This is a genomic window from Rhizobium phaseoli (genome assembly GCF_001664385.1).
GTDB classification, from domain to species: domain Bacteria; phylum Pseudomonadota; class Alphaproteobacteria; order Rhizobiales; family Rhizobiaceae; genus Rhizobium; species Rhizobium phaseoli.
Genome location: NZ_CP013532.1, coordinates 2,673,279 through 2,699,400, shown reverse-complemented (window position 1 = coordinate 2,699,400; position 26,122 = coordinate 2,673,279). Strand labels below are relative to the sequence as shown.

The 26,122-nt window shown below is 61.8% G+C and carries 28 protein-coding genes; 14 read left to right on the top strand and 14 right to left on the bottom strand.

Annotation, left to right across the window (positions count from 1 at the left end; genetic code table 11):
- Nucleotides 1-32 precede the first annotated feature (32 nt).
- Nucleotides 33-983, top strand: a complete 951-nt coding sequence (locus AMC88_RS13110) for a DUF3313 domain-containing protein (RefSeq protein WP_016733386.1) — start codon at nt 33-35, stop codon at nt 981-983.
- 96 nt (nt 984-1,079) lie between these two features.
- Here the strand turns inward: AMC88_RS13110 and AMC88_RS13105 are convergent, their stop codons facing one another.
- Together AMC88_RS13105 and AMC88_RS13100 are read right to left on the bottom strand one after the other, a co-directional pair.
- Nucleotides 1,080-1,658 (bottom strand): GNAT family N-acetyltransferase, encoded by a 579-nt coding sequence (locus tag AMC88_RS13105; protein ID WP_016733385.1) that lies wholly within the window; start codon nt 1,656-1,658, stop codon nt 1,080-1,082.
- 141 nt (nt 1,659-1,799) lie between these two features.
- Complete coding sequence (locus AMC88_RS13100; RefSeq protein WP_064825379.1) at nt 1,800-2,309, bottom strand: BA14K family protein; 510 nt, start codon at nt 2,307-2,309, stop codon at nt 1,800-1,802.
- A 199-nt stretch (nt 2,310-2,508) separates the two neighbouring features.
- Between AMC88_RS13100 and AMC88_RS33885 the strand changes: the two genes are divergently transcribed.
- Nucleotides 2,509-3,411 (top strand): hypothetical protein, encoded by a 903-nt coding sequence (locus AMC88_RS33885; protein ID WP_064825378.1) that lies wholly within the window; start codon nt 2,509-2,511, stop codon nt 3,409-3,411.
- Nucleotides 3,412-3,521: 110 nt separating this feature from the next.
- Here the strand turns inward: AMC88_RS33885 and AMC88_RS13090 are convergent, their stop codons facing one another.
- Nucleotides 3,522-3,737: a hypothetical protein gene (locus tag AMC88_RS13090; RefSeq protein WP_012484231.1), complete on the bottom strand. Its 216-nt coding sequence runs from the start codon at nt 3,735-3,737 to the stop codon at nt 3,522-3,524.
- A gap of 605 nt (nt 3,738-4,342) precedes the next feature.
- On the bottom strand, nt 4,343-5,179 hold the full coding sequence (locus AMC88_RS13085; protein WP_064825377.1) for an alpha/beta fold hydrolase: 837 nt from the start codon (nt 5,177-5,179) through the stop codon (nt 4,343-4,345).
- A gap of 567 nt (nt 5,180-5,746) precedes the next feature.
- Here AMC88_RS13085 and AMC88_RS13080 point away from each other — a divergent pair.
- Nucleotides 5,747-6,703 (top strand): S1C family serine protease, encoded by a 957-nt coding sequence (locus AMC88_RS13080; protein ID WP_064825376.1) that lies wholly within the window; start codon nt 5,747-5,749, stop codon nt 6,701-6,703.
- Nucleotides 6,704-6,768: 65 nt separating this feature from the next.
- On the opposite strand, the gene dusA is transcribed toward AMC88_RS13080, so the two are convergent.
- The 4 genes from dusA to AMC88_RS13060 all read right to left on the bottom strand — a co-directional run bounded on the left by dusA (nt 6,769) and on the right by AMC88_RS13060 (nt 9,685).
- Entirely contained in the window at nt 6,769-7,734 is a 966-nt protein-coding gene (gene dusA / locus AMC88_RS13075; protein WP_185171493.1) for a tRNA dihydrouridine(20/20a) synthase DusA, read from the bottom strand.
- Between the two features lie 192 nt (nt 7,735-7,926).
- Complete coding sequence (locus tag AMC88_RS13070) at nt 7,927-8,298, bottom strand: DUF1643 domain-containing protein (RefSeq protein ID WP_225884177.1); 372 nt, start codon at nt 8,296-8,298, stop codon at nt 7,927-7,929.
- Nucleotides 8,299-8,506: 208 nt separating this feature from the next.
- Nucleotides 8,507-8,719 carry a cold-shock protein gene (locus tag AMC88_RS13065; protein WP_003540801.1) on the bottom strand — a complete coding sequence of 71 codons (213 nt, stop codon included), beginning with the start codon at nt 8,717-8,719 and terminating at the stop codon, nt 8,507-8,509.
- A gap of 498 nt (nt 8,720-9,217) precedes the next feature.
- Nucleotides 9,218-9,685 carry a DUF3828 domain-containing protein gene (locus tag AMC88_RS13060; RefSeq protein ID WP_064829962.1) on the bottom strand — a complete coding sequence of 156 codons (468 nt, stop codon included), beginning with the start codon at nt 9,683-9,685 and terminating at the stop codon, nt 9,218-9,220.
- A gap of 282 nt (nt 9,686-9,967) precedes the next feature.
- Between AMC88_RS13060 and AMC88_RS13055 the strand changes: the two genes are divergently transcribed.
- The 3 genes from AMC88_RS13055 (at nt 9,968) to AMC88_RS13040 (ending at nt 12,488) form a co-directional block, all read left to right on the top strand.
- Entirely contained in the window at nt 9,968-10,690 is a 723-nt protein-coding gene (locus tag AMC88_RS13055; protein ID WP_064825372.1) for an SOS response-associated peptidase, read from the top strand.
- Nucleotides 10,691-10,758: 68 nt separating this feature from the next.
- Nucleotides 10,759-11,519, top strand: a protein-coding gene (locus AMC88_RS32015) for an IS5 family transposase (RefSeq protein ID WP_097541909.1) whose coding sequence is annotated in 2 segments (ribosomal slippage) — nt 10,759-11,086 and nt 11,086-11,519 — 762 coding nt in all. Because the reading frame shifts where the segments join, the coding sequence is not laid out codon by codon here.
- Between the two features lie 249 nt (nt 11,520-11,768).
- On the top strand, nt 11,769-12,488 hold the full coding sequence (locus AMC88_RS13040) for a hypothetical protein (RefSeq protein ID WP_064825371.1): 720 nt from the start codon (nt 11,769-11,771) through the stop codon (nt 12,486-12,488).
- Here AMC88_RS13040 and AMC88_RS13035 read toward each other — a convergent pair.
- Complete coding sequence (locus AMC88_RS13035; protein WP_064825370.1) at nt 12,475-12,861, bottom strand: GNAT family N-acetyltransferase; 387 nt, start codon at nt 12,859-12,861, stop codon at nt 12,475-12,477. The two genes, AMC88_RS13040 and AMC88_RS13035, sit on opposite strands and share 14 nt — an antisense overlap.
- 350 nt (nt 12,862-13,211) lie before the next feature.
- On the bottom strand, nt 13,212-16,253 hold the full coding sequence (gene uvrB / locus AMC88_RS13030) for an excinuclease ABC subunit UvrB (protein WP_012484220.1): 3,042 nt from the start codon (nt 16,251-16,253) through the stop codon (nt 13,212-13,214).
- A gap of 318 nt (nt 16,254-16,571) precedes the next feature.
- Here uvrB and AMC88_RS32010 point away from each other — a divergent pair, with 318 nt between their 5' ends.
- The gene (locus AMC88_RS32010; protein ID WP_318656764.1) at nt 16,572-16,826 is read left to right on the top strand and encodes a DUF982 domain-containing protein; all 255 of its coding nucleotides are present in this window, start codon (nt 16,572-16,574) and stop codon (nt 16,824-16,826) included.
- Between the two features lie 161 nt (nt 16,827-16,987).
- Here AMC88_RS32010 and AMC88_RS13025 read toward each other — a convergent pair whose 3' ends face one another.
- Entirely contained in the window at nt 16,988-18,727 is a 1,740-nt protein-coding gene (locus AMC88_RS13025) for a rhomboid family intramembrane serine protease (protein WP_012484218.1), read from the bottom strand.
- A gap of 455 nt (nt 18,728-19,182) precedes the next feature.
- Between AMC88_RS13025 and AMC88_RS13020 the strand changes: the two genes are divergently transcribed.
- Together AMC88_RS13020 and AMC88_RS13015 are read left to right on the top strand one after the other, a co-directional pair.
- Nucleotides 19,183-19,572, top strand: a complete 390-nt coding sequence (locus tag AMC88_RS13020; protein ID WP_004672813.1) for a hypothetical protein — start codon at nt 19,183-19,185, stop codon at nt 19,570-19,572.
- Nucleotides 19,573-19,767: 195 nt separating this feature from the next.
- Nucleotides 19,768-20,145, top strand: coding sequence for a hypothetical protein (locus AMC88_RS13015; RefSeq protein WP_016733374.1), 378 nt, complete (start codon nt 19,768-19,770; stop codon nt 20,143-20,145).
- 140 nt (nt 20,146-20,285) lie between these two features.
- Here AMC88_RS13015 and AMC88_RS13010 read toward each other — a convergent pair whose 3' ends face one another.
- Both AMC88_RS13010 and AMC88_RS13005 read right to left on the bottom strand, forming a co-directional pair.
- On the bottom strand, nt 20,286-20,741 hold the full coding sequence (locus AMC88_RS13010) for a DUF805 domain-containing protein (protein WP_064825369.1): 456 nt from the start codon (nt 20,739-20,741) through the stop codon (nt 20,286-20,288).
- A gap of 161 nt (nt 20,742-20,902) precedes the next feature.
- Nucleotides 20,903-21,673: an adenylate/guanylate cyclase domain-containing protein gene (locus AMC88_RS13005; protein WP_029531315.1), complete on the bottom strand. Its 771-nt coding sequence runs from the start codon at nt 21,671-21,673 to the stop codon at nt 20,903-20,905.
- Nucleotides 21,674-21,947: 274 nt separating this feature from the next.
- On the opposite strand from AMC88_RS13005, the gene AMC88_RS13000 reads away from it, so the two are divergent.
- From AMC88_RS13000 to AMC88_RS12985, 4 genes are all read left to right on the top strand, one after another.
- A complete protein-coding gene (locus tag AMC88_RS13000) occupies nt 21,948-22,736 on the top strand; it encodes a DUF899 domain-containing protein (RefSeq protein WP_010024307.1) in 789 nt (262 codons plus the stop codon).
- Nucleotides 22,737-22,845: 109 nt separating this feature from the next.
- Nucleotides 22,846-23,211 carry a DUF4087 domain-containing protein gene (locus AMC88_RS12995; protein WP_012484214.1) on the top strand — a complete coding sequence of 122 codons (366 nt, stop codon included), beginning with the start codon at nt 22,846-22,848 and terminating at the stop codon, nt 23,209-23,211.
- Between the two features lie 183 nt (nt 23,212-23,394).
- Nucleotides 23,395-23,772: a response regulator gene (locus AMC88_RS12990; protein ID WP_004672819.1), complete on the top strand. Its 378-nt coding sequence runs from the start codon at nt 23,395-23,397 to the stop codon at nt 23,770-23,772.
- A 54-nt stretch (nt 23,773-23,826) separates the two neighbouring features.
- Nucleotides 23,827-24,081, top strand: coding sequence for a hypothetical protein (locus tag AMC88_RS12985; protein ID WP_010024310.1), 255 nt, complete (start codon nt 23,827-23,829; stop codon nt 24,079-24,081).
- A gap of 125 nt (nt 24,082-24,206) precedes the next feature.
- Here AMC88_RS12985 and AMC88_RS12980 read toward each other — a convergent pair whose 3' ends face one another.
- Nucleotides 24,207-25,121 (bottom strand): LysR family transcriptional regulator, encoded by a 915-nt coding sequence (locus AMC88_RS12980; protein ID WP_012484213.1) that lies wholly within the window; start codon nt 25,119-25,121, stop codon nt 24,207-24,209.
- Between the two features lie 101 nt (nt 25,122-25,222).
- On the opposite strand from AMC88_RS12980, the gene AMC88_RS12975 reads away from it, so the two are divergent.
- Nucleotides 25,223-26,104 (top strand): NmrA/HSCARG family protein, encoded by an 882-nt coding sequence (locus AMC88_RS12975; RefSeq protein WP_012484212.1) that lies wholly within the window; start codon nt 25,223-25,225, stop codon nt 26,102-26,104.
- Nucleotides 26,105-26,122 lie beyond the last annotated feature (18 nt).

Genomic DNA, 26,122 nt, shown 5'->3' with positions numbered 1-26,122 from the left:
TTGCGGCAGCCGATGCTGCCGGAAACAATGTAATGCTGCGGCAATTCTTCACCGCCACTTTCCCCGCACATTATCGGCGACGGAGGCCAGAGAGAGTGCGCAGCAATCCATTTATTTCGTCTTTTTCAAAGGCTTCGAAAGCGGTGTCCCTCGCATTGCCGCTGGCGTTCGCCGCGGCTGCGGCCGGGTGCAGTTCGGTGCCGCTCAAGGAGAGCGGGACGCTCTCCACCTATTCCAACCTCGGTGCGCCGAAGGGCAAGCTTTCGAAATCGCGCGCCTATGTCGACGGCCTCAGTCTTGCCCCGATCAAGACGGTCGCCATCGAGCCGACGCGCTTCGGCTTCGCTGCGGCAAGCCGGATCAAATCGCCTGATGACCGGGCGATGGTCTCGAACGCGCTCGACCGGGCGCTCTGTATTTCCTTGAGCGACAGATACCAGATGGTGGCGGCAGGCGAGAGCGCTGACCTGACGATCCGCTCGATGGTCACCGACATCGTGCCGACCAACAAGACGATGGCGGGCGTTTCGACGGTCGTCACCGTTGGCACGGGCTTTGCGCTGCCGATCGGCGTGCCGCGCCTGCCGGTCGGGCTCGGCGGACTGGCGGTGGAAGCCGAGGCGGTCGACAAATCAGGCGCGCAGCGAGCAGCGATGGTCTGGGCGCGCGGGGCGAACTCGCTGCAGAACAATCCGCGCGTTTCCGAGGTTGGCGACGCCTACGGCCTGGCTTCCAAATTCAGCAGCGAATTCTCGCGCATGCTGATCGCAGGCAAGGAGCCGAAGGGGTTGGACCTTTCGCTTCCCTCGCGCCAGCGGATGAAATCCTGGCTCGGCGGCAAACCGAAATACGTCGCTTGCGATGCCTTCGGCCGCGAGCCCGGGCCGGTCGGCGCCGTCGCCGCCAAATATGGCGCGCCGCCGCAATGGACGGAGAAGAAGCCGAAGCCGGCCGCCGTCTACCAACCGAGCGCTCAGCCCTGACCCCGAGGGAGTGAACGCAACCTTCGCTCCTGGGCTGACGGAGCGGGCGGAGTAAGGCCGACAGGCTTTGCTCCGTCCGTCTCTGCTAATTGATTGTCAGACGGGCACGGGATGCAGCCAGAAATATAATTTCAACTGGTCCTGCCGGTCCGAGGGGTGCGGGCCGCGCAAGAAGAATTGCCCGCCATTGCGCTCGATCACGCGCCGGGAGACATCGTTCTCCTCATTGCAGAGGATCACCAGGCGGGCGAGACCCTGTTTCGCCGCGAATGCGAGCAGCAGCCCGAGAGCGGCTGTCGCATGGCCATTGCGCTGTTTCCACGGCACGACGGAATAGCCGACATGGCCGGAGACCTCCGGCGGCAGCTCTTCCGTGCCAGGCTGAAAGCGCAGGCTGATGCTGCCGCAGAATTCGCCGTCCCAGATCCAGAAGAGATGGGTGGTGAGCGGCGCTGCCGATCCGGGTTCACCGCCGCCCAAGAGATCCGCCAAAAAGCGTGACCTATCCCGGCGCAGCCGCTGAAGCTCGCCGCCGATATAGGCCTCGTCGCCGGCCCGGCGCGGATCGGGTGACCAGCCGGCGGCGAGCGCTGCCTCGAAGCCGGACAGGTTTTCGCGATCCGGCGCCAGCAGGGTCACGCGGCCGGCGGGTTTTGCTGGATCTCCTGGGGTCATCGCTCACCTGCGCAATGCGGCCGGACGAAAGGCTCGATACGGAAGACAAGCACGGCTGAGGGGCGCTGGGAAGTGCGGCCTTCGATGCGTAAAAAAGCCCCGCATGTCTCTGCGGGGCTGCTCCGGTGCCGGCGGACTGGGTTACCGGCACTGGCGGCGTGGGCCGTAGTTCGGCTGGTAGGTGTTGTCATAGGCGCGGTACGACCGATAGCGGGCGTAGCAATATTCGGCATGCGAGCTATAGCCACTCGAACCATAGGCGCGGGGTTGCGAGGCGATGATGCCGCCGATCAGCGCGCCGGCCGCCAAGCCGCCGATAATGGCCCCGGTATTGTCATGATGGTGATACCGACGGTGATAGCGGCGATCCCAGCCGTAGCGGTCGTCACGATAGTAATCGCGGTTGCGATAGTAGCTGCGGTCGCGGTAGTGGTGGCGCTTGCGGTACCAGTCGTCGTTGTTGCCGAACTGGCCAGGGCAGTTCGTGAAGTTATTGCAGCCGACCGTGATAATCCTGGCCTCGCCATCTCCGGGGACTGGCTGCGCGGTCGCCTGTTGCGCCGAGCTCGGCACAAAGACGGGGCCTGCCGATGCCGGCATTCCGGAGAGGGCCGTCGCTATCGACAGAGCAATGATGGCGAATTTGTTCATTTCACTCACCTTGGGTAAACGGATGTATCGAGAGGATAACGCAAGGGCAGGGACTTAGTTTCATTCTAGGAATGATGAAGGCCTTTCTCGCCGAAATATTCGGCAGGAAGTTCAAATTGGAAGCAGTTGCTCAATTAGATCTTTATGAGCTTGCTGGTTCAATCCTGATGCGACGGCACTCCAGTGCGGAAGGATTATCATGCGGCTCTCCAGGTTTCTCGGCGTTCTCTGTCTCTCGACGACAGTGGCGCTTTCACCCCTCACCATAGTTTCCACCGGTCTCCCGCCGGCGTTCGCCAAGGGCGGCAACGGCGGCGGTAACGGCGGAGGCGGTGGAGGCGGCGGCCACGGCGGTGGCGGTGGCAGCCACGGCGGCGGAAGCGGCAGCGGCAACAGCGGCGGAAGCCATGGCGGCGGCGGCAGCAACAGCGGCGGCACTGGCAAGAGCGGGACCCACTCCAGCGGCAAGACCGAAAACGGCCGTAGCGCCAAGGGCGCCGGCCAGGCGAAGTCGGCCAAGCAGACCGTCAGCACGAAGGGCTCGGCCAAGAAGACGACCATCGCCTCGGCCCCCGCGGCAAAGATCGCGAAGAAGCCTGCGGCCGAGCTCGCCGGTCTCAATTCGCTCAAACGCAACTTCCATGCCCTGATGAATACGGCGGATCCACGCATGGCGGCGATCTCGGCATTCGCCACCGCCTATGCGCAGTACGAACTGGCCAACGGCGCTGCACCGCCGGCCGACGATCCCGCTCTCGGCGACGCCGCGCTGGCGGCCGCGCTCGCTTCCGCCACCAAGACCGGCACGGTCAGTCCTGAGGCCCTGAGCTGGGCAAAGGATACGCTTGGCGTCGGCACGGCGGTCGGCACCATTGACCAGATGCGGGAGACCATGGCGGCGCAGGCTCCGGCGGCGGAAACCCCTGCGGACGCAACCGATACGGCCGAGGGTAGCGACACGACTGATCCTGCCGTGACTGCGGAGACGCCGGAAGCCGGCACGGGCAGCTCGGAAGAAGTATCGGGAACGACCGAATCCACGCCAGCCATCGATCCCACTGAAACCTCGGCGCCGACGAGCACGGAAACCACCGGCCTCTGATCGCCCGCTAAGCAGGCGTCATCGGAAAAGGTCGATCTTTCTCGGTCGTGGCGAGGAAGGTCAGAGGCGTGGACAAGAAGGGGAAGCCGGGCATCGCAAGTCCTGCCCGGTCAGCCTCGTTTCCCGCCGGCAAGCAGGCGAAGCTGGGTCTCGTCATGCACACCCTGGCGATAGAGCTCGATGATGAGGGCGCCAAGACGATCGGCTTCCTCGCCTGACCTGTCGATATTGAGCCCGCTGCAAAGCGCTTCGTGGACACGCCTGCAGACAGCAAGGTCCTCCGAGGCGAGCGGTTCGTCACGCGTGCTGAACAGCTTGTCTGACATCGCAATCAGCCCTTTTTCGATGCCGTGAATCGCTATTGCGAAAAAGATAATTTCGCAGAGCTCGCTCTGCAAGATGGGCGAACGTCCGAAATGAAAAACCAGAGCGCCGCTTCAAGATGCTGCAGCACCCTTTGCGCTTCAATGCGCGGCGTTGGAAACAGGGCGTGCGAAAACGCAGGCGAGGGCATGGAGATGCGCAGGTTGATGGCATTGGGCTAGGTTTACCTCGGTGGCGGGTCCTTGCCGCCCTGCTGCGACAAGCGCAATTCTTTCAGCCGCTTGGTCTTTTCCCGGCGAGCCCGCTGCTCCGCCTCGATGGTTTCCTTGGCGGCTCGCTCGGTGTTTTCAAAACGATCCTGCCGATAAGCCTTTGATGAGGGTTCGCGTTCTCTTTTCATGGCCGCTAAACGCAAATCGGCGAAAACGGTTTCATATGAAAGCCCGTTTTGCCGGAAAACGGCGTGGCCGGCCGGCGCCTCGTTAGAGCATGTCTCGCAAAAGTGTGCTGCGGTTTTGCGATAAAGACATGCGTAAAAACAAAGATCTAAAGCGTGACAAGCGAATCTGAAAGATCGCGATACGCTTTAGCGCCCGCCGGCCTGGCATCAGCCCTTGATGAAGGCGAGGATGTCGGGGTTTACGATATCGGCATGGGTGGTGCACAAGCCGTGCGGGAGTGTCTCGTAAACCTTGAGCGTGGCGTTCTGCAGCAGCTTGGAAGAGAGCAGGGCGGAATCGGCGATCGGCACGATCTGGTCGTCATCGCCATGCATGACGAGGGTCGGCACGGTGATGATCTTCAGGTCCTCGGTGAAGTCGGTCTCCGAGAACACCTTGATGCCGTCGTAATGCGCCTTGGCGCCGCCCATCATGCCCTGGCGCCACCAATTGGTGATGACCGGTTCCGACACCTTCGCGCCCGGCCGGTTAAAGCCGTAGAACGGGCCGGCCGGCAGATCGTGATAGAACTGGGAGCGATTGGCGGCGAGCTGCTGGCGCAGGCCATCGAAAACTTCGATCGGCAGACCGCCGGGATTGGCATCCGTCTTGACCATCAGCGGCGGCACGGCGCCGATGATGACGAGCTTGGCAACGCGGCCCTGCGGCTGGCCATGGCGGGCGACATAATGGGTCGCTTCGCCGCCGCCGGTGGAATGGCCGACATGGACGGTGTTCCGGAGATCGAGATGCTCGACGACGGCTGACGCATCGGCGGCGTAATGATCCATGTCGTGGCCATCGCCGACCTGGGTGGAGCGGCCGTGGCCGCGACGATCATGGGCGACGACGCGGTAGCCCTTGTCGAGGAAGAACAGCATCTGAGCGTCCCAGTCGTCGGCGCTCAGCGGCCAGCCATGGTGGAACATGATCGGCTGGGCGGTCTTCGGCCCCCAATCCTTGTAGAAAATCTCGACGCCGTCCTTGGTTGTGACTGTGCTCATGTCATGACTCCTTGATTGGTTGGATTGGACTAAACAGAGGTTGCCGGGCGGGATCGCCAAGCCACGAGCGCCGCCGTTACGCCAGGGGCCAGACAACCGCGCCTGCGGGGATCAAATCAACTCACGATATGCTGATATGCTTATTGAACGTATCATTCTATTTCATTGATATGACATATGTTTGATAGGCGCTTCTTCGTGCGTGGTGCCCATCCTTCCCGGCGTGGCGACAGGACATGGCGCGCCTTGTCCGACTGCTTCGCGGTGCGAACGTTCCTTTGATCCCCCGCGTCTCGGTTGCGCAACGCGGCCGAGATGCCGACGGTAAGCAATGAGCCATTTTATTTCCGTTCGTTCAAGATATCTGTCGAGGTAGGTCGATTTATCCGTCCGGCTAGGTTCGGTTTCGTCCTGTTGCACCAGGATGCGGGCTCTGCCGGCGCTCACTTGAACGCGGATCAATGCCCAACCATCTAATCCTCACAACAGCGCCATGGCCAAACGATCGCAATCGCGATTGCTTTGCCGGCGGCGGGACGGCCGTTGCTGCCGCCAGAGGATCAGATCATGGGTTTCATGGACAAGGACATTGCGCCCGGGGATGACGGGGCGCTGATCGACGCCTATTCGCAATCGATCGCAGCCGCAGTCGACACGGTCGGGCCGGCGGTCAGCCGGATCGAGCGGGTGGGAGGCCGGCAGGGGCACGGGTCGGGTTTTGCCATCTCTCCCGATGGCCTTGTTATCACCAACAGCCATGTCGTCGACGACGCCAAGCTCGTGCGCATCACGACGCCGGACGGATTCATCACCGAGGGGCGTGTGCTCGGCCGCGATATCGATACCGATATCGCTCTTGTTCGGGCCAATGCGAGCACCGGTGCCTGGGCGAGGCTCGGCGACTCCCAGCGCCTGCGCCGGGGGCATATCGCGATCGCGATCGGAAACCCGCTGGGCTTCGAATGGACCGTCACTGCCGGCATCGTCTCGGCGCTCGGCCGCTCGATGCGGGCAGCAAGCGGCCGGCTGATGGAGGATGTCATCCAGACCGACGCGGCGCTCAACCCCGGCAACTCCGGCGGGCCGCTGGTGTCGTCTGGCGGCGAGGTCATCGGCGTCAACACCGCGGTGATTCAGGGTGCGCAGAGCATCGCCTTTGCCGTGGCATCGAATACGGCCAATTTCGTCGTTTCGGAAATCCTCCGCTACGGCCAGGTCCGGCGCGCCTTCATCGGTATTTCGGGCGACACGATCGTGCTGCCGCGCCGGGTTGCGCTCGCAGCGGGCACGGTGCTGACGACCTCCGTCCGCATCCGGCGTGTCGAGCCGGAAGGGCCGGCGGCAAAGGGTGGGCTGCAGGAGGGCGATTATATCCTCGCCATCGACGCCAGCCCGGTCGGCGGCGTCGACGATATTGTCAGGCTGATGGATGGCAGCAGGATCGGCCGAGAAACGGAAATCCTGGTGTTCTCGGTGGCCGGCCGGATCGAGAGAAAGACCTTGCTGCCGATGGCGCGCTCATAAGCCGTGGCAGAGTTCGTAAGGCACGGTAAGCACATGCGGACGTGGCGACGAAGGTATATGCTGCGTCAGGCGCTGACCGCCTCCTGCTCCGCCCCGGAAAAATCCACCGCTGCGAAGGCCGCCGCCAGCACCTCTGGTCCGGCGCCGCTTTTTGCCGCGTCGGTGGAGAGGATCTGGCGGTAGCGCCGGGCGCCGGGCAGGCCGGTGAAGAGGCCGACCATGTGGCGGGCCACGTGCTGCAGCCGGCCGCCGCCGGCGATATGGCGCTCGGCATAGGCCATCATCCGCTCACATAGCGCCGGCCAGTCGGGTTCTGCCGCCGGCGCGCCGAAGAAGCGGTGGTCGACGTCGGCCAGCACCGCCGCATTCTGGTAGGCCGCCCGGCCGAGCATGACGCCGTCGACATGGGCGAGGTGGTCGGCGGCCTCGTCGAGCGTGCGGATGCCGCCGTTGATGCCGATGAAGACGTCGGGCCAGCGCTGTTTCATCCGGTAGACGATCTCGTAGTCGAGCGGCGGAATCTCGCGGTTCTCCTTCGGGCTCAGCCCTTTCAGCCAGGCCTTGCGCGCATGGATCCAGATAGCGTCGGCGCCGGCGTCGAGAACGCGCGTGATAAGCGCGGGCAGGGCCTCTTCCGGCTCCTGCTCGTCGACGCCGATGCGGCATTTCACCGTCACCGGCGCGGTCGAAACCGCCTTCATCGCCGCGATGCATCCGGCCACCGTCTCCGGCGTCAGCATCAGGCAGGCGCCGAAGGTGCCCGATTGCACGCGGTCGGAAGGGCAACCGACATTGAGGTTGATTTCGTCATAGCCATAAGGCTCGGCGATCCTCACCGCCTCGGCAAGCTTCACCGGATCCGACCCGCCGAGCTGCAGCGCCAGCGGATGTTCCGCAGCATCATGGCCGAGCAGCCGTTCGCGCGGGCCGTGGATGATGGCGTCAGCCACCACCATCTCGGTATAGAGCAGCGCCTGGCGGCTGATCTGGCGGTGGAAATAGCGGCAATGCCGATCCGTCCAGTCGATCATCGGCGCTACTGCGAAAACATTCTTAAACTCAGTCACTTAAGCGCCGTTTTATATTAGAGGATGATTGTCCCGACGCCCTTTGTCGGCGTCGTTGCCACAAATTTTGCTACATGAGCGGTTTGTCGGGATTTTGACCGCTCGTATAGCAAATGAGGGAAGAAGAGTCTAGAAAACAGAAAAGTATTCAGGTGATTAGCACCACTGCGCAAGCGGCGTGTCGTAGCCGAGCATTAGCGGATGCTTAGGGTCGCCGCTATCGGTGAGTCCAAAATGAAAAACCGGCTTACCGCTTGTGCGGAGGTTGTGTAGCATCGTCACGATAACGGGGCGAAGTTTCTTCGGCACCTTACCCGAGTTACCCCAGCACGGAACCAACACATCAGCTTCAGCAATGATCTGGTCGAGGTGTTCGAAATGGTCTTCTCCCGTGCAAACATCGGCGGTGCCGAGTTCGCACACGTCAGTTGCGCGATAGCTGAATACATTCCCGACGATGAAACGATGTCCGCCGTTCCGGATAGTGAAGCCGCGCCATTTGCGTACGGTGGCGTCGTCTCGCAGCATTCTCTTTCAAGCCTGTAGCGGAATTGGCCGCATGAAGAAATCACAGCACTCATGGCTGTCTCCTTGAATAGGGACAGCGCCGGGGTGTCTGGCTGGCCGCATCGCAACCATTTTACCGTGGATCAGAGCCCGTTCATTCGCAAGCGCAAACGAAAACGGCGCCCCTTGCGGAGCGCCGTTCATGCCGCAGAAAGCGGAAAAATTCGACTTACGAAGCCGAGATGTTGACAGCCTTCGGGCCCTTGCCCATGCGGTCCGGCTCGGTGTCGAAGGTCACCTGCTGGCCTTCGCGCAGCGACTGGATGCCAGAAGCCTGCAGAGCGGAGATGTGGACGAAAACGTCCTTTGCGCCGCCGTCCGGCGTGATGAAACCAAAACCCTTGTCCTGGTTGAAGAATTTTACGGTGCCTTTGGTGGCCATTGGGATCGTCCTTTTCCCTTAGTCTGTCTAGTATCCGCGCCCCCGAGGGGAAGCGGACGGCTTTAGCTTTCGCCCCGAATCGATGGGACGAAGGGTCAGTCGGAGAAGTCACGTACGGGGAAAGAACGTCTACGCAGGCGGGTATTCCCGCGTCTCCTTCCGTAACGGAAGGGATTGCCACATCAGTCCAGTCACCGGCATGCAAATGCCCGAGTAGGTGAATTGGTGCCATCATTTCGGTCAAAATGCAAGCGCCATTATTGTGGCATGCCGGTTATCACGACAGGAAATGCCGAAGATTCAGATACTTGACGAAAAGTTAGCAGATCCTTGCATGGCTGTTGCATTTCGGGATCGGCGTGCCGAAACGGAACGAGGCAGCGCGCAACAACCCTGCATTGCTCTTTGCTCGTACTCGGTGCATGCGCTTCCTCCTTGCTCACCTCACCGCCGGCTCGTTTCTCTGACAGGTGCAGCGTGCCTTGGATCTGTCGCTGCCTACTGCGCATCGCCCAACAGCGCGGTCAAGCTCCAGGGGGCATCCCCCTTCTGATTGGCGATGTCGTCAACCTTCCAGCCGCCGTGCTCCCGCACCAGGGTATAGAAGAGCGTCACTTCCTCGCCGTTTTCGAACTGCACTTCCACCTCGGCCTTGTCGTCCAGCAGGATTGGCTGGCCGATCCGGACGTTGCTCGCTTCGCCGTCCTGGCCCGCAATGACCGGATCGAAATCGACCGCGCCGACGTCACCCTCCGGCGTGTTGTCGAGATCGGCCCGGAGAAGCTTGTTCAGGTGATCGGAAAAGAAGATCGAATAGGGCGAGGGCGCCTCGGCGTCGCTTCTGTCGGTATCGTAGCTGTAAAGCGCCTTGAGCAGCGCTTTCGGCGTCTTGTAGGTCTCCGCCAAGGCGGGCAGGGCCGTGAAGGCCGAGACGGCGAGGGCGAGGATGAATGTGGGCAGACGCATGCAGGCTCTCCTCGGATGGGTGGAGAATCATAGCCGAAACCGGCGTCGACGTGGAGCGGCATTTTCGGAGGGTGTCCGCATGGCCGCCGGCCTCGCCATTTCCGATTGGTGCGAAACTATTCTTCCCGGCGTGCGTCAATTTAGTAAGATCGGCAATCGGCCTGCCGCTCCGGCACCCGGCGGGAGGGGCATTCCGGCAAGTGCACAACTGACGCTTTGTTGACCGGACTTGGTTCCGGAACATAATAAGAACATCTAATCTTCTGTCGGCAGCGAGGGCCCATGTGCGGACGCATTTTCGTCAAGACATCGCTTGAAGAACTGATCAGCAATTTTCCCTTTGCCGTGAAGGGCGGGGATATCGATGGGCTTGGAAATCGCTTTCCCCGCTGGAACGGCGCGCCGTCGCAGGATTATCCCGTTATCATCAGGGATATCGTGCGCGAACCGGATACGTCAGGTCCTATGTTCGTCGTGGCGCGATGGGGCCTGATGCCCGCCTGGGCCAAGCCCGGCGGCCGGCCGCCGCCGGTCAATATCCGCTGCGAAGGGATCAGCTCCAATGGCATGTCCCGTGCCGCATACCGCTCGCGCCGCTGCCTGGTGCCGATCAACGGCTTCTTCGAATGGAAGGACATTCACGGCACCGGCAAGAACAAGCAGCCCTATGCCATCGCCATGAAGGACGGCTCCGCCTTCGTGCTCGCCGGCATCTGGGAGACGTGGAAGGACGAGAAGGGCGTGTCGATCCGCAACTTCGCCATCGTCACCTGCGAGCCGAACGAAATGATGGCGGCGATTCACGACCGCATGCCTGTTATCCTGCATCGCGAGGATTACGAGCGCTGGCTGTCCCCCGAGCCGGACCCGTACGATCTGATGAAACCTTTCCCGGCCGAGCTGATGACGATGTGGAAGATCGGCCGGGATGTCGGCTCGCCGAAGAACGACAGGCCCGAGATCATCGAAGAGGTCGAGGATGATCCCGAACCGACGCTGATCTAGGAGCCGTGGACTCTTGGGATTCCCAAAGCTGAGCAAATCAGATTCAAGACTGTCTTTTGGAGGCAGTCATGGGTGTTTTAGATCGTCTCATTCTTCGAGATGACCAGTGGGAGCGGATGTCTCGTCATATCATTGGCGACGATCGCACGCGCGGTTCGTCTGGACGTGACAATCGCATGTTTGTGGAAGCGGTCTTGTGGATCGTGCGGACGGGTTCGCCCTGGCGCGATCTGCCGGAGGTGTTCGGTGATTGGAACAGCGTGTTTCGCCGCTTCAGCCGCTGGAGCCAAAAGGGTGTCTGGTGGCGTGTCTTCGAAGCAATGTCGGAGGATACCGACTTCGAATACCTGATCGTCGACAGTACTATTATTCGCGCCCACCAGCACGCCTCCGGCGCAAAAAAGGGGCTGAAGATCAGGCCCTTGGCCGCTCGCGCGGCGGCTTGAGCACCAAAATCCATATGGCCGTGCGTGGCCTTGGATGTCCTGTTCGTTTCATCCTGACCGCCGGCCAGAAAGGCGATGCACCGCAAGCCGATCTCCTGATCGAAGACCTGCCAGCCGAGGTCGTCATGGCCGATACGGCCTATGACAGCGACCGGCTACGCAAACTCATTGCCGACAAGGGCGCGCAAGCGGTTATCCCGAACAACCCCTCGCGTGCCAAGAAGTATCCACTCGACAAGGAACTCTACGCTCAGCGCTATCTCGTCGAATGTTGCTTCTCGAAGCTCAAGCAGTTTCGACGCATCGCCACGCGATATGAGAAAACCGTTCGAAACTACAAAGCCATGATCGCTCTGGCCGCAACAATCTTATGGCTCAGATAAGTGTCCACAGCTCCTAGAGCATGATGCCGAAAAGTGTGAGCGGTTTTCGGACGACATCATGCTCTAACTCTTTAATTTAGAACAGGATTCAGATTTTAGGCCGCCCGAGCCTAAAATCATCCTGTTCTAGAGCAGTTCCGGCAAAAGCCGTGGCGGCCTTGCGGCCGGAATTGCTCTGATGTCACCGGCTCGGGCGGGAGCCTTTTACGAAACCATGCGGCAAACATCCTCACGGGGAGAGGACCACGCATGCAAGACGATATCGGAACGCTCCTGCGGTCGTTCCTCAACAATGCCCTTCGCAAACAGTCTCAGCGCCGCATTCGGGATTTCGGCGGCTATCAGGTCGGTCAGCGCCGCAAGCTGCATGTCATCGAACCGATCGCGCGGGATACGGCGGAATTTCTCTGCACCTATCTCTGCATCAGCCTGCGCGGCGAACCGGCGAGCAAGGAAGGCGTCGCCGCCGCCATCGCCGCGGCCTTGAGGAATGTCTCCGACGAGCTTGCCTTCAAGCTGACCCGGCACAGTGACGAGGCGTGGACGACCCTCTGTCATTCTGTGGCGGGCTTTCTGGAAGGCTGCCTGCAGATCGACCATAGGCCCTATGACGGCTCCCTGACCGCGCAATCGGACTATAATGGCTGGAAGAGCTGGGAGCTGATCACAAGCGGCGAGAAGCCGAAGGGCAAATGGCGCCACGCCTGGAAGGAAAAGCCCGGCGACGATTTCATCGGCTTTGACGGCGATGCCTGCATGGGACGGATATTCAAGATCGACCTGATGGATGCAAGTGAGCGCTGGTATTGGCTGATCGCGGCCGATGGAAGCCCCCGGCGCGGCTGGCCAGCGGCGGGGTATGAAGCGAGCGCGAGGAGTGCGGCCTGTCGGGTGGAGCGGATTTATTTTGCGCTGGTGAAGGGCGAGGAGAGGATGGTTTTGGGTGAGGGCGAGACTAGGCGAGCTTGATGAGGCCAGCTTCGGTCGGCCGGAAACCGCAGGCGCGATAGAAGGAGGTCAGATGCGGTTCGAAATCGACATGCAGCCATTCGGCGCCGCGCGCACGGGCAATCCGCGTGGCTTCCCCAACCAGCTGCGTGGCGATGCCCTGCCGGCGCATGTCGGGGTGAACGCAGGTGTCGAGAAGGAAGGCATGAATGCCGCCGTCCCAGGCGACGTTGACGAAGCCGACGAGGCTGCCGTCGTGATAGGCGCCGACATGGGCGAGGCTGCGGGGCAGGATGCGAGAGAAGTCCGGTGGGTTGGGGGTGTTCCAGGTGGCGGACCAGAGGGTGTTGAGTTCGTTGGGTGAGGGGAAGGGGTCTATGCGAAATTCGGGCATGGGATGGGACCGGTTTGTTTGTCGCCGTGCTTGCTAGGTATTTGTGCGGATCGCGATCACTTCGCAATAGGTTTCATCGCTGCGGCGGGCAAACTCCTTCTGCCTTGACATGAGGCCGGTCACTTCTCCTCCGTCATTCGGGCTTGACCCGATCCAGCCACGGTGCGCCCGCGCAGTGAATGACTCTCCCACTGAAAAGGAAGTTTCCCGCGCCCAAGGACTTGGGCGCACTGGATTCCTGTAACATCCCCGAAGACAGCAATGATGGAGGAGAGTAGGGCGGCGAGCGTCGCCGTTCTTTCAGGGGCAAAGAAAATAGCGAAATCACGGCGCGCTTTTAACGTCGAAGTTCACCGCCCCGGCCGCCCGGTCTTCCCCTTCGTCCGCCCCTTGCGCTTCTGCTCACCCGGCTCCTCGTAGCTCCCGGCGCCCACGCGTCCACGCACCACCGGCCGCACGCCGTCATCGCGTTCCGGCTGGCCTTCAAGTAATGGTGAGAAGTGCTTCGTGCCCTTTGAGGCCTCCGGCTTTTCCGGCACGCGGCCGGTCACCGGCTTCTCCGTGCGGCCAACCGTCATCTCGTCGAGGTCGTTCTTGCGGAAGAGGCTTTTGCCGGCGGGGGTGGTGGGGTCGCGACCCATTTCGTCGAGGTGGGGTTTGCGGAAAAGGGGCGTGGCTGTGTCGGTGCCTGGGCCCATGTCGTCGAGAGAGGGCCTGGAGAAGTAGGAGGGTGTGGCCCCCTCATCCGCCCTGCCGGGCACCGACCGGGGTCGAGTCGCTTGCCTCGACCCGTCCTCCGGACCCCCGGCGGGGAGAAGGGACTCGCGGGTCGCTTTGGCGTTCCGCTTGATGCCCTCCATTGCCTTTGACGCTTCGCGCGCCATCGGGTCATCCATGACCGCCAGCTCGGCGGCTTTGAGGCGTTTGATTTCGTCTCGCAGGCGGGCGGCTTTTTCGAAGTCGAGGTCGGCGGCGGCGTCGCGCATGCTTTTTTCGAGCGCGTTGAGATGGGCCTGCAGGTTGTTGCCGACGAGATTGCCGCCGTCGGCGAAGCCTTTGCCCGAGACGCCGGATATGTCGGCGCGGACGTGGTCGCGTTCGTAGACGCTGTCGAGGATGTCGGAGATCTTGGCCTTGACCGACTCCGGGGTGATGCCGTTTTCGAGGTTATAGGCCATCTGCTTTTCGCGGCGGCGGCCGGTTTCGTCCATGGCGCGCTGCATCGAGCCGGTGACCTGGTCGGCATAGAGGATGACCTTGCCGTCGACGTTACGGGCGGCGCGGCCGATCGTCTGGATCAGCGACGTCTCGGAGCGCAGGAAGCCTTCCTTGTCGGCGTCGAGAATGGCGACGAAGCCGCATTCAGGAATGTCGAGGCCTTCGCGTAGGAGGTTGATGCCGACGAGCACGTCGAAGGCGCCGAGGCGCAGATCGCGGATGATCTCGATACGCTCCAGCGTGTCGATGTCGGAGTGCATGTAGCGCACGCGCACGCCCTGCTCATGCAGATATTCGGTCAGGTCCTCGGCCATGCGCTTGGTCAGCACGGTGCACAGCGTGCGGTAGCCCTTGGCGGCGGTTTCGCGGATCTCGCCAAGCACGTCGTCGACCTGGGTGCGGGCGGAACGGACCTCGACCGGCGGGTCGATCAGGCCGGTGGGGCGGATCACCTGCTCGGCGAAGACGCCGCCGGATTGTTCCATTTCCCAGGCGCCAGGGGTGGCCGAGACGGCGATGGTGTCGGGACGCATGGCGTCCCATTCCTCGAAGCGCAGCGGCCGGTTGTCCATGCAGGAGGGCAGGCGGAAGCCGTATTCGGCCAACGTCGCCTTGCGGCGGAAGTCGCCGCGGTACATGCCGCCGATCTGCGGCACGGTGACATGGCTCTCATCGATGAAGACGAGGGCGTTGTCGGGAATATATTCGAACAGCGTCGGCGGCGGATCGCCGGGGTCGCGGCCGGTGAGATAACGCGAATAGTTCTCGATGCCCTGGCAGGAGCCGGTGGCTTCGAGCATTTCGATATCGTAGCGAGTGCGCTGTTCCAGGCGCTGCGCTTCCAGCAGGCGGCCGGCCTTTTCCAGCTCGGCGAGGCGAAGCCGGAGTTCCTCCTTGATTGATTTGATGGCGCCGTTCAGCGTCGGGCGCGGGGTGACATAGTGCGAATTGGCGTAGATTTTCACCGATTTCAGATCGCCGACCTTCTGGCCGGTCAGCGGATCGAACTCGGTGATGGCGTCGATCTCGTCGCCGAACATCGAGATGCGCCAGGCGGCATCCTCCAGGTGGGCGGGGAAGAGCTCGATCGTATCGCCGCGCACCCGGAAGGAACCGCGGGTAAAATCCATGTCGCGGCGCTTATATTGCTGGGCGACGAGGTCGGCCAGCAGCTGGCGCTGGTCCAGCCGGTCGCCGACCGACATCTGGAAGGTCATCGCCGTATAGGTTTCGACCGAGCCGATACCATAGATGCAGGAGACCGAGGCGACGATGATGCAGTCGTCGCGTTCGAGCAGCGAGCGCGTCGCCGAGTGGCGCATGCGGTCGATCTGCTCGTTGATCGAGCTTTCCTTCTCGATATAGGTGTCGGAGCGCGGCACATAGGCTTCCGGCTGGTAATAATCGTAGTAGGAAACGAAATATTCCACCGCATTGTCGGGGAAGAAGTTCTTGAATTCGGAATAGAGCTGGGCGGCCAGCGTCTTGTTCGGCGCCAGGATGACGGCCGGACGCTGCGTCGCCTCGATCACCTTGGCCATGGTGAAGGTCTTGCCGGAGCCGGTGACGCCGAGCAGCACCTGGCTGCGGTCGCCATTCTCCAGCCCCTCGACGAGGTCGCGGATGGCTGTGGGCTGGTCGCCGGCCGGCTCGTAATCCGATTTCATCAGGATGCGGATGCCGCCTTCGGATTTGTCGGGGCGGGCAGGGCGGTGCGGTGTCCAGATCTTGCCGTTCTTGTGCAGCGGATTGCCGCTCTCGATCAGCTTCGACAGCGCCTCGACCGTAGCGGTGACGCCGCCGGGCGAGATCTTGCCGGCATCCTCCAGTGAGATATCGAGGCCGGCGACCGGGTTGAGCCCGGCGGCGGCACGCGTCTTCGGATCGCTGGAACCGCCGATGGAAACGCCGCGCGCGGTCTTGCCCACCGTCGCCTTTTTGTTGACGCTGACGGCTTCGGAATGCTTGCGCGCCGCGTTTTCCACCGCCTTACGGTGCTTGCCGGCCTTGGAGGCGATATCACGCTGGCTTTCGACGCCCGATGCTTCCGCATCCGCCTCGAGCTGCTTCACCCAATCGGCAACGGAGCCCGAGAGGGGAGCGCCTTCAAAGGACGATTGCGGGGCTTCCTCGAAGCCATTCGGGGCGGGGGATTTCTTCGGAGATTTGGCCATGGCGCGAATATGGAGAGAGTCAGCGCGAAAGGGAAGAGGGAAAGAGTACAAAAGGGAAACGAATGAATCGTTCGGATTGGTGAATAAGTGCCGCCTCTGGATGTTGGCGGCTGTCTCGGGGCCTTTTGAGCGCCGGCGCGGCATTCTCCAACACTCCTCATCCCGAGGCGCGCAGCCCATCGGGCGAAGCCTCGAAGGACGCGCCGCAGCGATGCTTCTTGCATGTTGAACGCCAGTAAGGCTGTCGAGCACACACTGGAACCGAGATCGGCATTCCGCAGTTAGTCTGCAGTCAATCCAGTTCCAGGTGCTGCTGCCATTAACGACCATTCCGCCTTCTGGAAGAAACCGATTTCGATCGATCTTGATACCGGCGAACGGCTGGTTCTCCGCTCACCGCAGGATGCGCTTTATGCACTGGTCTCCGACTGGCCGGTCAATGGCGGTGTCCATCAGCAGAGGGCGATCGATTTCTGCCGTGCCTGGCTTGCGGGCCGCATGCCGGCCGAGACAGTGCGTCAGGCCTTTATCCTCGCAGCACTGGAAGCCGGCGTGGCGATCAATGATGATTAGGGGGAGTGAAAGCTCCGCTTTGCAGCAGCTGCCAGAGGGACTTGCAACACGAGATGATATTGTACCTGAAGAAGAACGATACTCGCTGCCACGATGAACGGCTCCGTTACTACGATTTTCTGGAATGACGCAACATGAAGGACTGAGGACGCGGCGCGGCCTCATTTCGCGTCGAGCCTGGCCAGTTCGCCGCGTGCTCCATCATATTCGATGAATGTTCTTGGGCAGGATGCCAAAGCGGCCTGGAACCTGCGGCGCGCCTCATCTCTGGCTCCGGCTAGCAAATACCATTCGCCAATATAGAAGATCGACTCGCAGGTCTGGTTGCTGTCGGCCGCTTTCGCCGTCAGCTCTCCCGGCGTTAGTTCGCGGAGGAAAAGACGATAGATGGGATAGGGCCAGGCTGCTTGATCGATCGCGCCGGCTGCAGCCCTGAGCTCATCGAGCGCTTTCGGATCGCCGCCCCGGCTTTGAGCAATGAAACGCCAGAGATGAAAATAGGGGGCGGTACGCGGATCCTCGCTTGCCAAGACGGCAAACCCCGTCGCGGCCTGCTCGTACCTTCCCCCGAAATAGTTGGTCATCGGGTCGTTGACATAGAATTGGCGCGCATTGGTGATGGGCCAAAGCGACCCGGCCGCAACGAGGACGAATGCAGCGCTGACGGCGATCGCGGCCGCGCCGAAACGCGGCGTGGGGCGTTCCCGCGGCCAAAGGGTCAACAGCAGGAGCGAGAGCGCCGCGCCGGTCACCGCGCCGCCGAAATGGCCGGCATAGTCGATGGTCTGCCCCTCCTTCGCCGCAGACAGGAACGGCAGCAGCGAGGGAACCAGAATCTGGATGGCGCCCACCTGCAGGGAAGATGCGACCGGCGTCGACCGGAAACGAATGCTGCCGGCGATCACGGCTGCGAAAAGCCCGACAATGCCGCCGGAAGCGCCGACGCCAACCGTATTGACGTCGTTGATCCAGACCGACGCAATGGAGCCGCCAAGGGCGCTGGCGAAGAAGATCGCCGCAAACCAGCGCCAGCCGATCAGCCGTTCGAACAGCATGCCCGCCACCAACAAGCAGAAGCAATTGGAGGCGAGATGGATGATGCCCCCATGCATGAAGGGTGCGGTGAACAGCCGCCACCACTCGGCGCCCTCGACGATGCTCGGGCGAAACGTGCCGCCGAGCATCAGCAATGTGCGAATACTGGGAGAGCCGGCCCTGGATGCTTCGACGCCGAAGGCAAGTTCGCCGGCATAGACGGCGACGAGAGCGGCAAGAAGAGCATAGGTGAAGACGGGATAACGGGCGCCATCGAAAGCGGGTTCCGGCACTTCGTCTTCTTCCTCCTCGGCGATCGAACCGGCTTCCTGCAAGGCTTGCCATCTGGCCTCGAACGCTTCGGTCGCCACTTCCGCGAATTCATGGAATATGAAGTTCGAACGGCCCCGCAACATATGCAGAGGGATGCCGACCTTGAGGCGCGAACCGACGAACCATTCCGGCAGCCTGGCGGCCAGCCCGCGTCTGATCAACGCCTTGGCAGCGCCGGGATCAAGGTGGAGGACAATGGAATCTACACCTTTGCTCTGGAATCTTTCGAAGCTCCGGATGTCCGACCAGCGTATGATCTGGTCGGGGAAATTCGGCAGCCGGACGCCGGCCGTCGATATGACCAATCCTGGCCCCCTGGAAAAGAGCTTTGGCACGAGCAGTAGTGCGAGGAGGCCAAAGAACACTGCGCCCAGCAGCGAGAAGAACCAGACGGCATGAGGGTCCTTGTCCTTCGGCGGATGGAAGCCCAACAGGATGGCCCCGGCCGCGATGGCGATCAAAATCAGGATGATGAGCAGCAATTTGCCTTTGTTGTAGGCGTATTCCGATCTGCGCAATTCTTCCGGCTTCATTCAAAATTCTCGCTGAAAAGGCATTCATGGCACCGCGCTGGTCCGAGATCGCAAGCGAGTGATTTCCGTATCAAGAAGTTTTCCCCCGAGAGAGACTATCTACTTGCAATAGAATTTTGCAAGCCGGGCTTCGAAGAACTCGAACGCGGATGCGAATGACGGTCGGCCGGTAGGCGCGCCATGCTCTGACGGTCCTCAGCTTTGTACGTTGCCGATCGCGTAGAATGCCGCGGCAGGCGCGTCATCATGCTTGCACGCTGGAAGCCGGCGTGGGGATCAACGATGGATAACGTGCCCCAAGTTGCAGTGGAGCGACGCAGCCATATCTACACGTCACGCGGTAACATGCGCAACGTCAGCATTGTTTGATTTCATGTATTGCAAATATTATTCCCGCTGTGTTTGTAGGAATGCGCAGCGTTTACAACGCTCCGATTCTTTGGAGATTCGCCTGAATGAGAATAAAAGTCCTTGCTTGCGCTGCCCTGCTGATGCTGGCCGGCTGCAACGCCCCCGTGTCGCAATCCGTTGCAGATTCCCAGCGGCCTCCCTCGAATGACGTCCGGCAGAACTTCATCAACATCGTATTCAAGAGAAGTTATAGACACGAAGCGGGTGAGGTCGTCTGGGCGCGCATTTCGAGCGTTGTGCTGCTTGATCCCGAAAAGAAGATCTATGCTTACTGTGTACGCGTGGTGCCCAAGCGCAGCTGGGGAGACTGGGCCTATCTCGGCGTCTCCTTCACGGAGGGCCAAATCCTAGGCGCGACGGCGAATGATGATCGCTGCAAAGACAAGCGGCTGCGTTACTACCCGTTTCCTGAGATGAACGGTATGAAGACCTGACGCAGGCGCGAAGGCTCGGGCCGCGTCGCCGCTCCAGGCTTTGGCGAGCGGCGGCGCGGCTTCCCAGCCTTCCTCATGCGGCGGTGCGCGCCCCGCAGGGCGGAGCCTCGAAGTACGGGCTGTGAGTTGCCGTTTGCAGCCACAGCCTTTTGGAAAAGGCCGATCTATCGACCTCGATACGGGAGATTCAACTGAATGAAGATCAAAATCCTTGCTGGCGCTGCGCTGCTGGCACTTGCCGGCGGCCAAGCCGCGATGGCGCAATCCGTTGCAGACTCCCAGCGGCCGCCTTCCAGCGCAGTTCGACACGAGTACGTTGACGCTCTACGGGGAACCATTAAACCGGGGAACTTCGTGAAGGCCGAGATTTCCAGCCTGGTTCTGCTTGATCCGGAAAAGCAGATCTATGCTTATTGCACGCGCACTACGGAGCGGAGCAACTCAAACTGGTCCTATATCGGCCTTACCTTGAAAAACAACATGATTGTGGACCTGTCAAAAAATGCCCCTCGCTGCCACGACAAGCGGCTGCGTTACTATGATTTTCCTGAATTGCGAAACATGAGGTACTGAGGCACAGGCGGGCTTTTGCCAACCTCGCCGGTCCCTTCCGGATGCCGTCAGAAGCGGACCGCGCACCCCGCAGTCCGCGTATCGACGATGACCGGTGCCTCGGACCCGTTCAACCCGCGAGGACCATCCTCACACCTTGCTCAAGCAAAAACGGCTTCCCTGGAATCATCCATTGTCGACGCCCTGCAGTACCATACGAGCACAACGACGGATCCAACGAGAGGTAATAGTCCAAGAAGCTGCCACCATCCGCTTCGGTTGATGTCGTGAAGGCGTCGGGCGGCCACGGCGATCCACGGAAGAAACGTGGCAAGCGACCAGATCCGGCTCAAGGTTTCGCTCCGATCCACGACAAGCAAAGCGATGGCGACGAGAAAGACGAAGAGTACCGAATACCAGAATTCCGATCGGCTCGCTCTGCCGCTGAAGTTCACATAGTTCTTGAAATAGCTTCCAATCGCCTGGCCGAAACCCATGGCCTGCGGCCGGCCGCCGAAGCGGTTGGGCCCAACCAGCGGTTTTCTGAAGACGAAGAACAATGGCACGCCGAACAGGATCAAGACGATCAACCAGTGAAACAGAGAAAAACTGCCCATGAGAAACCCCAGCTGTTAAAACGGCTTAGAGATAAGCGATGCTTGTTTCCGGAGGATTAATCGGCTGGTAATCGAATATGTATCGCAATCACAGCATGAGAAACTGCAGCTGCCATGTTGGCGGCAGGATGATGCTTTGAGCAGGCCGCAATCGCCGTCGCTCAGTGCTTGACCAGCACACGTGCCTCCACCGGCTGCTCGATGCCCTTCAGGGCCAGCATGCGGGTTTCGGCGCCTGCCGCCAGGTCGGGAGCGTTCGCCGCCGTTTCCGCCGAGACCAGGATCTCGCCGGCGGCGGCCCGGGACTCCAGCCTGGCAGCCTGATTGACGACGCCGCCGATTGCGGTGAAATCGCTGCGGAAGCTTGAGAATTCGCCGATCTGCACCTCGCCGGAATGGATGCCGACGCCGACGCCGAGGGTGCGGCCGGGCAGGGCCTCGAGCGCCAGGCCGTTCAGCGCCGCGGCGCAGTTTCGCTGGATCTCCTGTGCGGCCCGGATCGCGGCGGCGGCGTGATCTTTTCTCACGATCGGGAAATTGAAGATCGCCATCAGCCCATCGCCCATCTGCTTGTTGACGATGCCGTCATGCGCCCAGATCGCCTGGGCGCAGCGATCCTGGAACAGGCTGACGATCTCGCTCAGTTGCACCGCCTCGATGCGCTCCGACAGGTCCGTGAATCCCCTGATATCGGCAAACAGGATGGTGGCGTCGACGGTGATCTGGCGCTGCTTCTTGACGTACTGAAAAGAGCGCTCGCAGATCGTGCAGATATCGGGGTTCATCTTGCTGCGGGTGATGCCGAAGGCGCGGAAGGGCAGGGCGAGCGGACCGCCGATGGGGATCGGCATGTGCATCTGGTCCCAGCAGCCGCGGCAGATCCTGGCGCTGCCGTGGCTGGCCGGCTCCCTGGAAGTGGATTCTGTCGTCATCTCACGCAATCCGTCCACAATGGCCGGCATCAAGCTTCCGTCAGTCCGCGGCTTTTGGCAACTCATCCATTTGGCGCGGAGTCTGCTTCGTCGTGCCCGAATCTCTGCCCGAATTCCCGCCGGGCTGTTGCTACAGCGGGTGGCGGTGGAAATGCGGTCACACTTGTTACTCCCACTGTTCGAATTCGGCTGCGAAACTATGTCCGACCAATGCGCGAAAAACCGCGGTTCGACGAAGAGTCGCGGAAATTCGCCCCAATGAGGAGATTGAGCGATGACTGCAACAGCCGAGAATGGAACGGGCGGACAGCCCATGCAGAAACCTGCGGTGGTGTCGGCGGATGCGTGGGAGGCGGCCCGCAAGCAGCTGCTGGTGAAAGAAAAGGCACAAACCCGTGCCCGTGATGCGCTGGCCGCCGAACGTCGGCGCATGCCGTGGATGGCCGTCGAGAAGAATTATGTTTTTGAAGGGCCTGACGCCAAGGTGGGCCTGTTCGACCTGTTCGAGGGACGGCACCAGCTCATCGTCTACCGCGCCTTCTACGAGCCGGGCGTATTCGGCTGGCCCGACCACGCCTGTCGCGGCTGCTCGATGGTCGCCGATCAGGTCGCCCATGTCGCCCATCTCAACGCCCGCGACACGACGCTGGTCTTCGCCTCGCGCGCACCGCAGGCCGAGATTGCCCGGCTGAAGGCGCGAATGGGCTGGAGCATACCATGGGTGACGATCACCGACAGTTTCGACAAGGATTTCGGGGTCGACGAATGGCACGGCACCAACGTGTTCTACCGCGACGGCGAGCGCATCTTCCGCACCTATTTCATCAACAACCGCGGCGACGAGCAGATGGGCGGCACCTGGAACTATCTCGACATCACGCCGCTCGGCCGGCAGGAGGTCTGGGAGGAATCCCCCGACGGCTATCCGCAGACGCCGACTTACAAATGGTGGAACTGGCACGACAGCTATGTTCCGGATGCGGCGCCCGACAAGAAATGGGTCGAGGTCTCCGACGCCGGCGAGGCGGCGTTCCGGGCCGAGAGCGCCAATGAGAAGCCCTGAGCAATCTGCCACGACCATCGCCGTAAATCTTCGTCGCGAAAACGAGCCGACAAGGCGGTTGCCTTGCCGGCCGCAGGCCATGCATAGTGGCGGCGACGCGGAGGAGCCGATGGCCAGGTTGCATGCGCTTGTTTTGATGATGCTTCTCGTACCCGCCGCGGCGCAGGCGGAAAAACGCTGCGGCTGGCTGGACAATCCGGCGACGGCGACCTGGTCTCTCCATGATGCCAGCGGCGGCTGGATCATCATGGAAAGCGGCAGCGGCTACAAGGCTGAGGGAGTGGATCGTATTCCCGATCTGACGACCGGCGAATATGTCTATACCCACGCCGTCCATGGCTATGCCTGTGCCTGCATGGATGTCGACACGGATGGCGAGGGGGGGATCAGCCGCATTCGTTCGGTGCGCCAATTGCCGCTTTCTCGATGCCGCAGCGATCCCGCCCTCGGATGGTTCCTCGACAAGGATCCGTGACGACGCCGGTCGCTGGATGGCATGCCGCGCAGCATCGAGCGGAAGCCGGCGATGGTGTTGCGGAATTGGTTACCATCTTCGATAGACATGTCTCTCCGGGCGGAAACTTTCGAGCGGGAGTTGCGTTAGGCAAATGGCCGGGGCTCTGTCCGCCGGCGCGCTTGCCACGGGAGGAGATGATCCATGAAAGTGATGATCGTTGAAGATGAGGGTTTCATCGCCCTGGAACTCGAGCGCATCGCGCAAGATGCCGGGCACCAGACCGTCGGCCCGGTTTCGACGATAGAACAAGCTCTCGCACACGCCCCGAGAAGCGACGTCGCCCTCGTTGATCTCAATCTCGCGGACGGCCTCAGCGGCGCCCAGCTCGCCCGCCGGCTGATCGACCGCTACGGCGTCGACGTCATCTTCGTCACCGGCAGTCCGGAGAGTGTCGGGAACGGCATCGAAGGCGCGCTCGACGTCATTCCCAAGCCTTTCACCGATGACAGGATTGCCGGCGCACTCTCGCGGGCGCAGGCTTTGCGCAGGGACTTCGATGGCAGCAATGCTATAATGTGACGCGCAGGCGTCGAGCGAGGTGTCCGGCTGCCAATGCATGCGGGAGATTGCCGGATGAAACATGCGGTCATTGCCATCTTCTTCGCGCTGACGGCTTGCGCCAGCGCGGCTGGCGGTCCCGAGCCTCTTCCCGGCAGCCTTACCTATGGCGGCAAGGTCGTCCATTCCCCCTATCGGCCGGGAACGGTGGTCAAGAACACTTTTCTTGGCCAGTTCGACTACCGCGTGTTCGAGACCTATGTCGTCCAGCCGGATGGCACGCTCAAGCTGACATCCCAGAGCACGGGACCGGATTTTCTTTGGCAGTAATTTGCGGCGTCCCTACGCATATTCCGAAGGTCGCGCGGGCATCGCCGTGGAAGTCGCGGGCCTCAATGAAGCCAGCGCCACCTTGACGGCAAGGTGGTGCTGAAGGAAGCGTAACGGGGCTACCGCTATATGATGGCGAAGTCGTCGCTGCCGTCGGCTCCCGCGTTCAACCGTCTGGCGGCGAGTTCGATAAAGGTCTTGACCAGAGGCGGCAGGTGCCGGCTGCTCGGATAGACGACGTGCAGGCCGCCGACCGGGGTCGTGTAGCCGTCGAGAACGCGGCACAGCCGCCCACCCCTGATGTAGGCATTGGCGACCCCATGGGGCAGTCGGGCGATGCCGTAACCGGCGATCGCTGCGGCCATGACTGCCTGCATTTCATTGGCGGCGAAGCGCCCCGAGACCGGAATCGTTTCCTGTCCGTGCGGACCTTCAAGCAGCCATTGCGCATGGGTGGATTGGCCGGCGACAACGCAGTCGTGGCGGACGAGATCTGCCGGACGATCGGGCGCGCCGCGGCGGGCAAGATAGTCGGGGCTCGCGCAGAGCAAGCGATGGGTAGAGCCGAGCTTGCGGGCGATCAGCGTCGAATCCTCCAGAATGCCGGTGCGGAAGGCGAGGTCTATGCCGTTTTCAACGAGATTCAGCCTGTCGTCGGTCAGCCGCAACTCGACCCTCGACTTCGGGTAGGTCGACAGAAGGTCGAAGATCGCGTCCTGCAGGAAGTGGCCGCCGAAGCCTACCGGCGCCGATATGCGGATCGTGCCGGCGGGCTCCGCCCTTGCCTCCGCAAGACGCAGGTTGGCGCCTTCGATCGTGCGAAGCGCTTGGCTGCTTTCCTCGTAATAGAGGCGGCCGGCATCCGTCGCGCTGAGGCTGCGGGTCGTGCGCTGCAGCAGGCGCACGCCGAGTTCGCGCTCGAGAGCGGCAATGCGTCGGCTGACTGTTGTCTTCGGCATGCCGAGCAGGCGCGCCGCGGCGGTGAAGCTGCCGGCCTCGATGACGCGGGCAAAGATCATGATATCGTTGAGGTCGAGCATTGTAGCCTGGCGTGGTACGATGTTTTCCAATTATAGGCCATTATGGTTCAATGCAACAGGCCGTAACTTTGCTCCATCAGTCACAAATAAGGAGCAGACAGATGAGCAACATGAGAAGCGTTCTGGTCACCGGCGCCACCGGCCAGCAGGGCGGCGCGGTCGTTCGCGCCCTGACCGCGCGGGGACACCGCGTCAAGGCGATCTCGCGCAAGCCGGATAGCGATGGCGCAAAGCGGCTGGCCGCGGCTGGGGTCGAGGTCGTCGCCGGCGATCTAAACGATGGCGCTTCCGTGGCGAGGGCGGCTGCGGGCGTCGATACGATGTTCCTGATGGGCAACAGCTATGAGGCGGGAACGGAAGCGGAAACGCGCCAGGGCATCCTCGTTGCCGATGCGGCGAAGGCCGCAGGCGTCGGTCACCTGATCTATTCCTCCGTCGGCAATGCCGACAAGAAGACCGGCATTCCGCATTTCGACAGCAAGTATCTCGTCGAGAAGCACATCGCAGGCCTCGGCATCCCCTATACGATCAGTGCGCCCGTCGCCTTCATGGAAAACACGGTGGCGCCCTGGGCGATCGACGGGCTGCGACAGGGCGTCTATGCGGCGGCCCTGCCGCCGACCCGCCCGCTGCAGCAGATCACCATCGAGGACATCGGCGCTTTCGTCGCAGCCCTGGCCGAGCGGCGCGAACAGGTGTTCGGCAAGCGTTTCGATATTGCCGGCGACGAATTGTCTGGCGAGCAGCAGGTGAAAATCCTGTCTCAGGCGCTCGACCGCCCAATACGCTACCAGGAACTGCCGATCGCCGCGATGCGGCAGCAAAGCGAGGACGCAGCGCTGATGTTCGAATGGTTCGACCGCACCGGTTACGACGTCGACATCGCTGCCCTGCGCCACGGTTTCCCTGATGTCGGCTGGCACAGCTATGCCGATTGGGCGCGCGGCTTCGACTGGAGCGTTCTCGGCAGGGCATCCGCCTGATACACTCTCCGTCGTCCC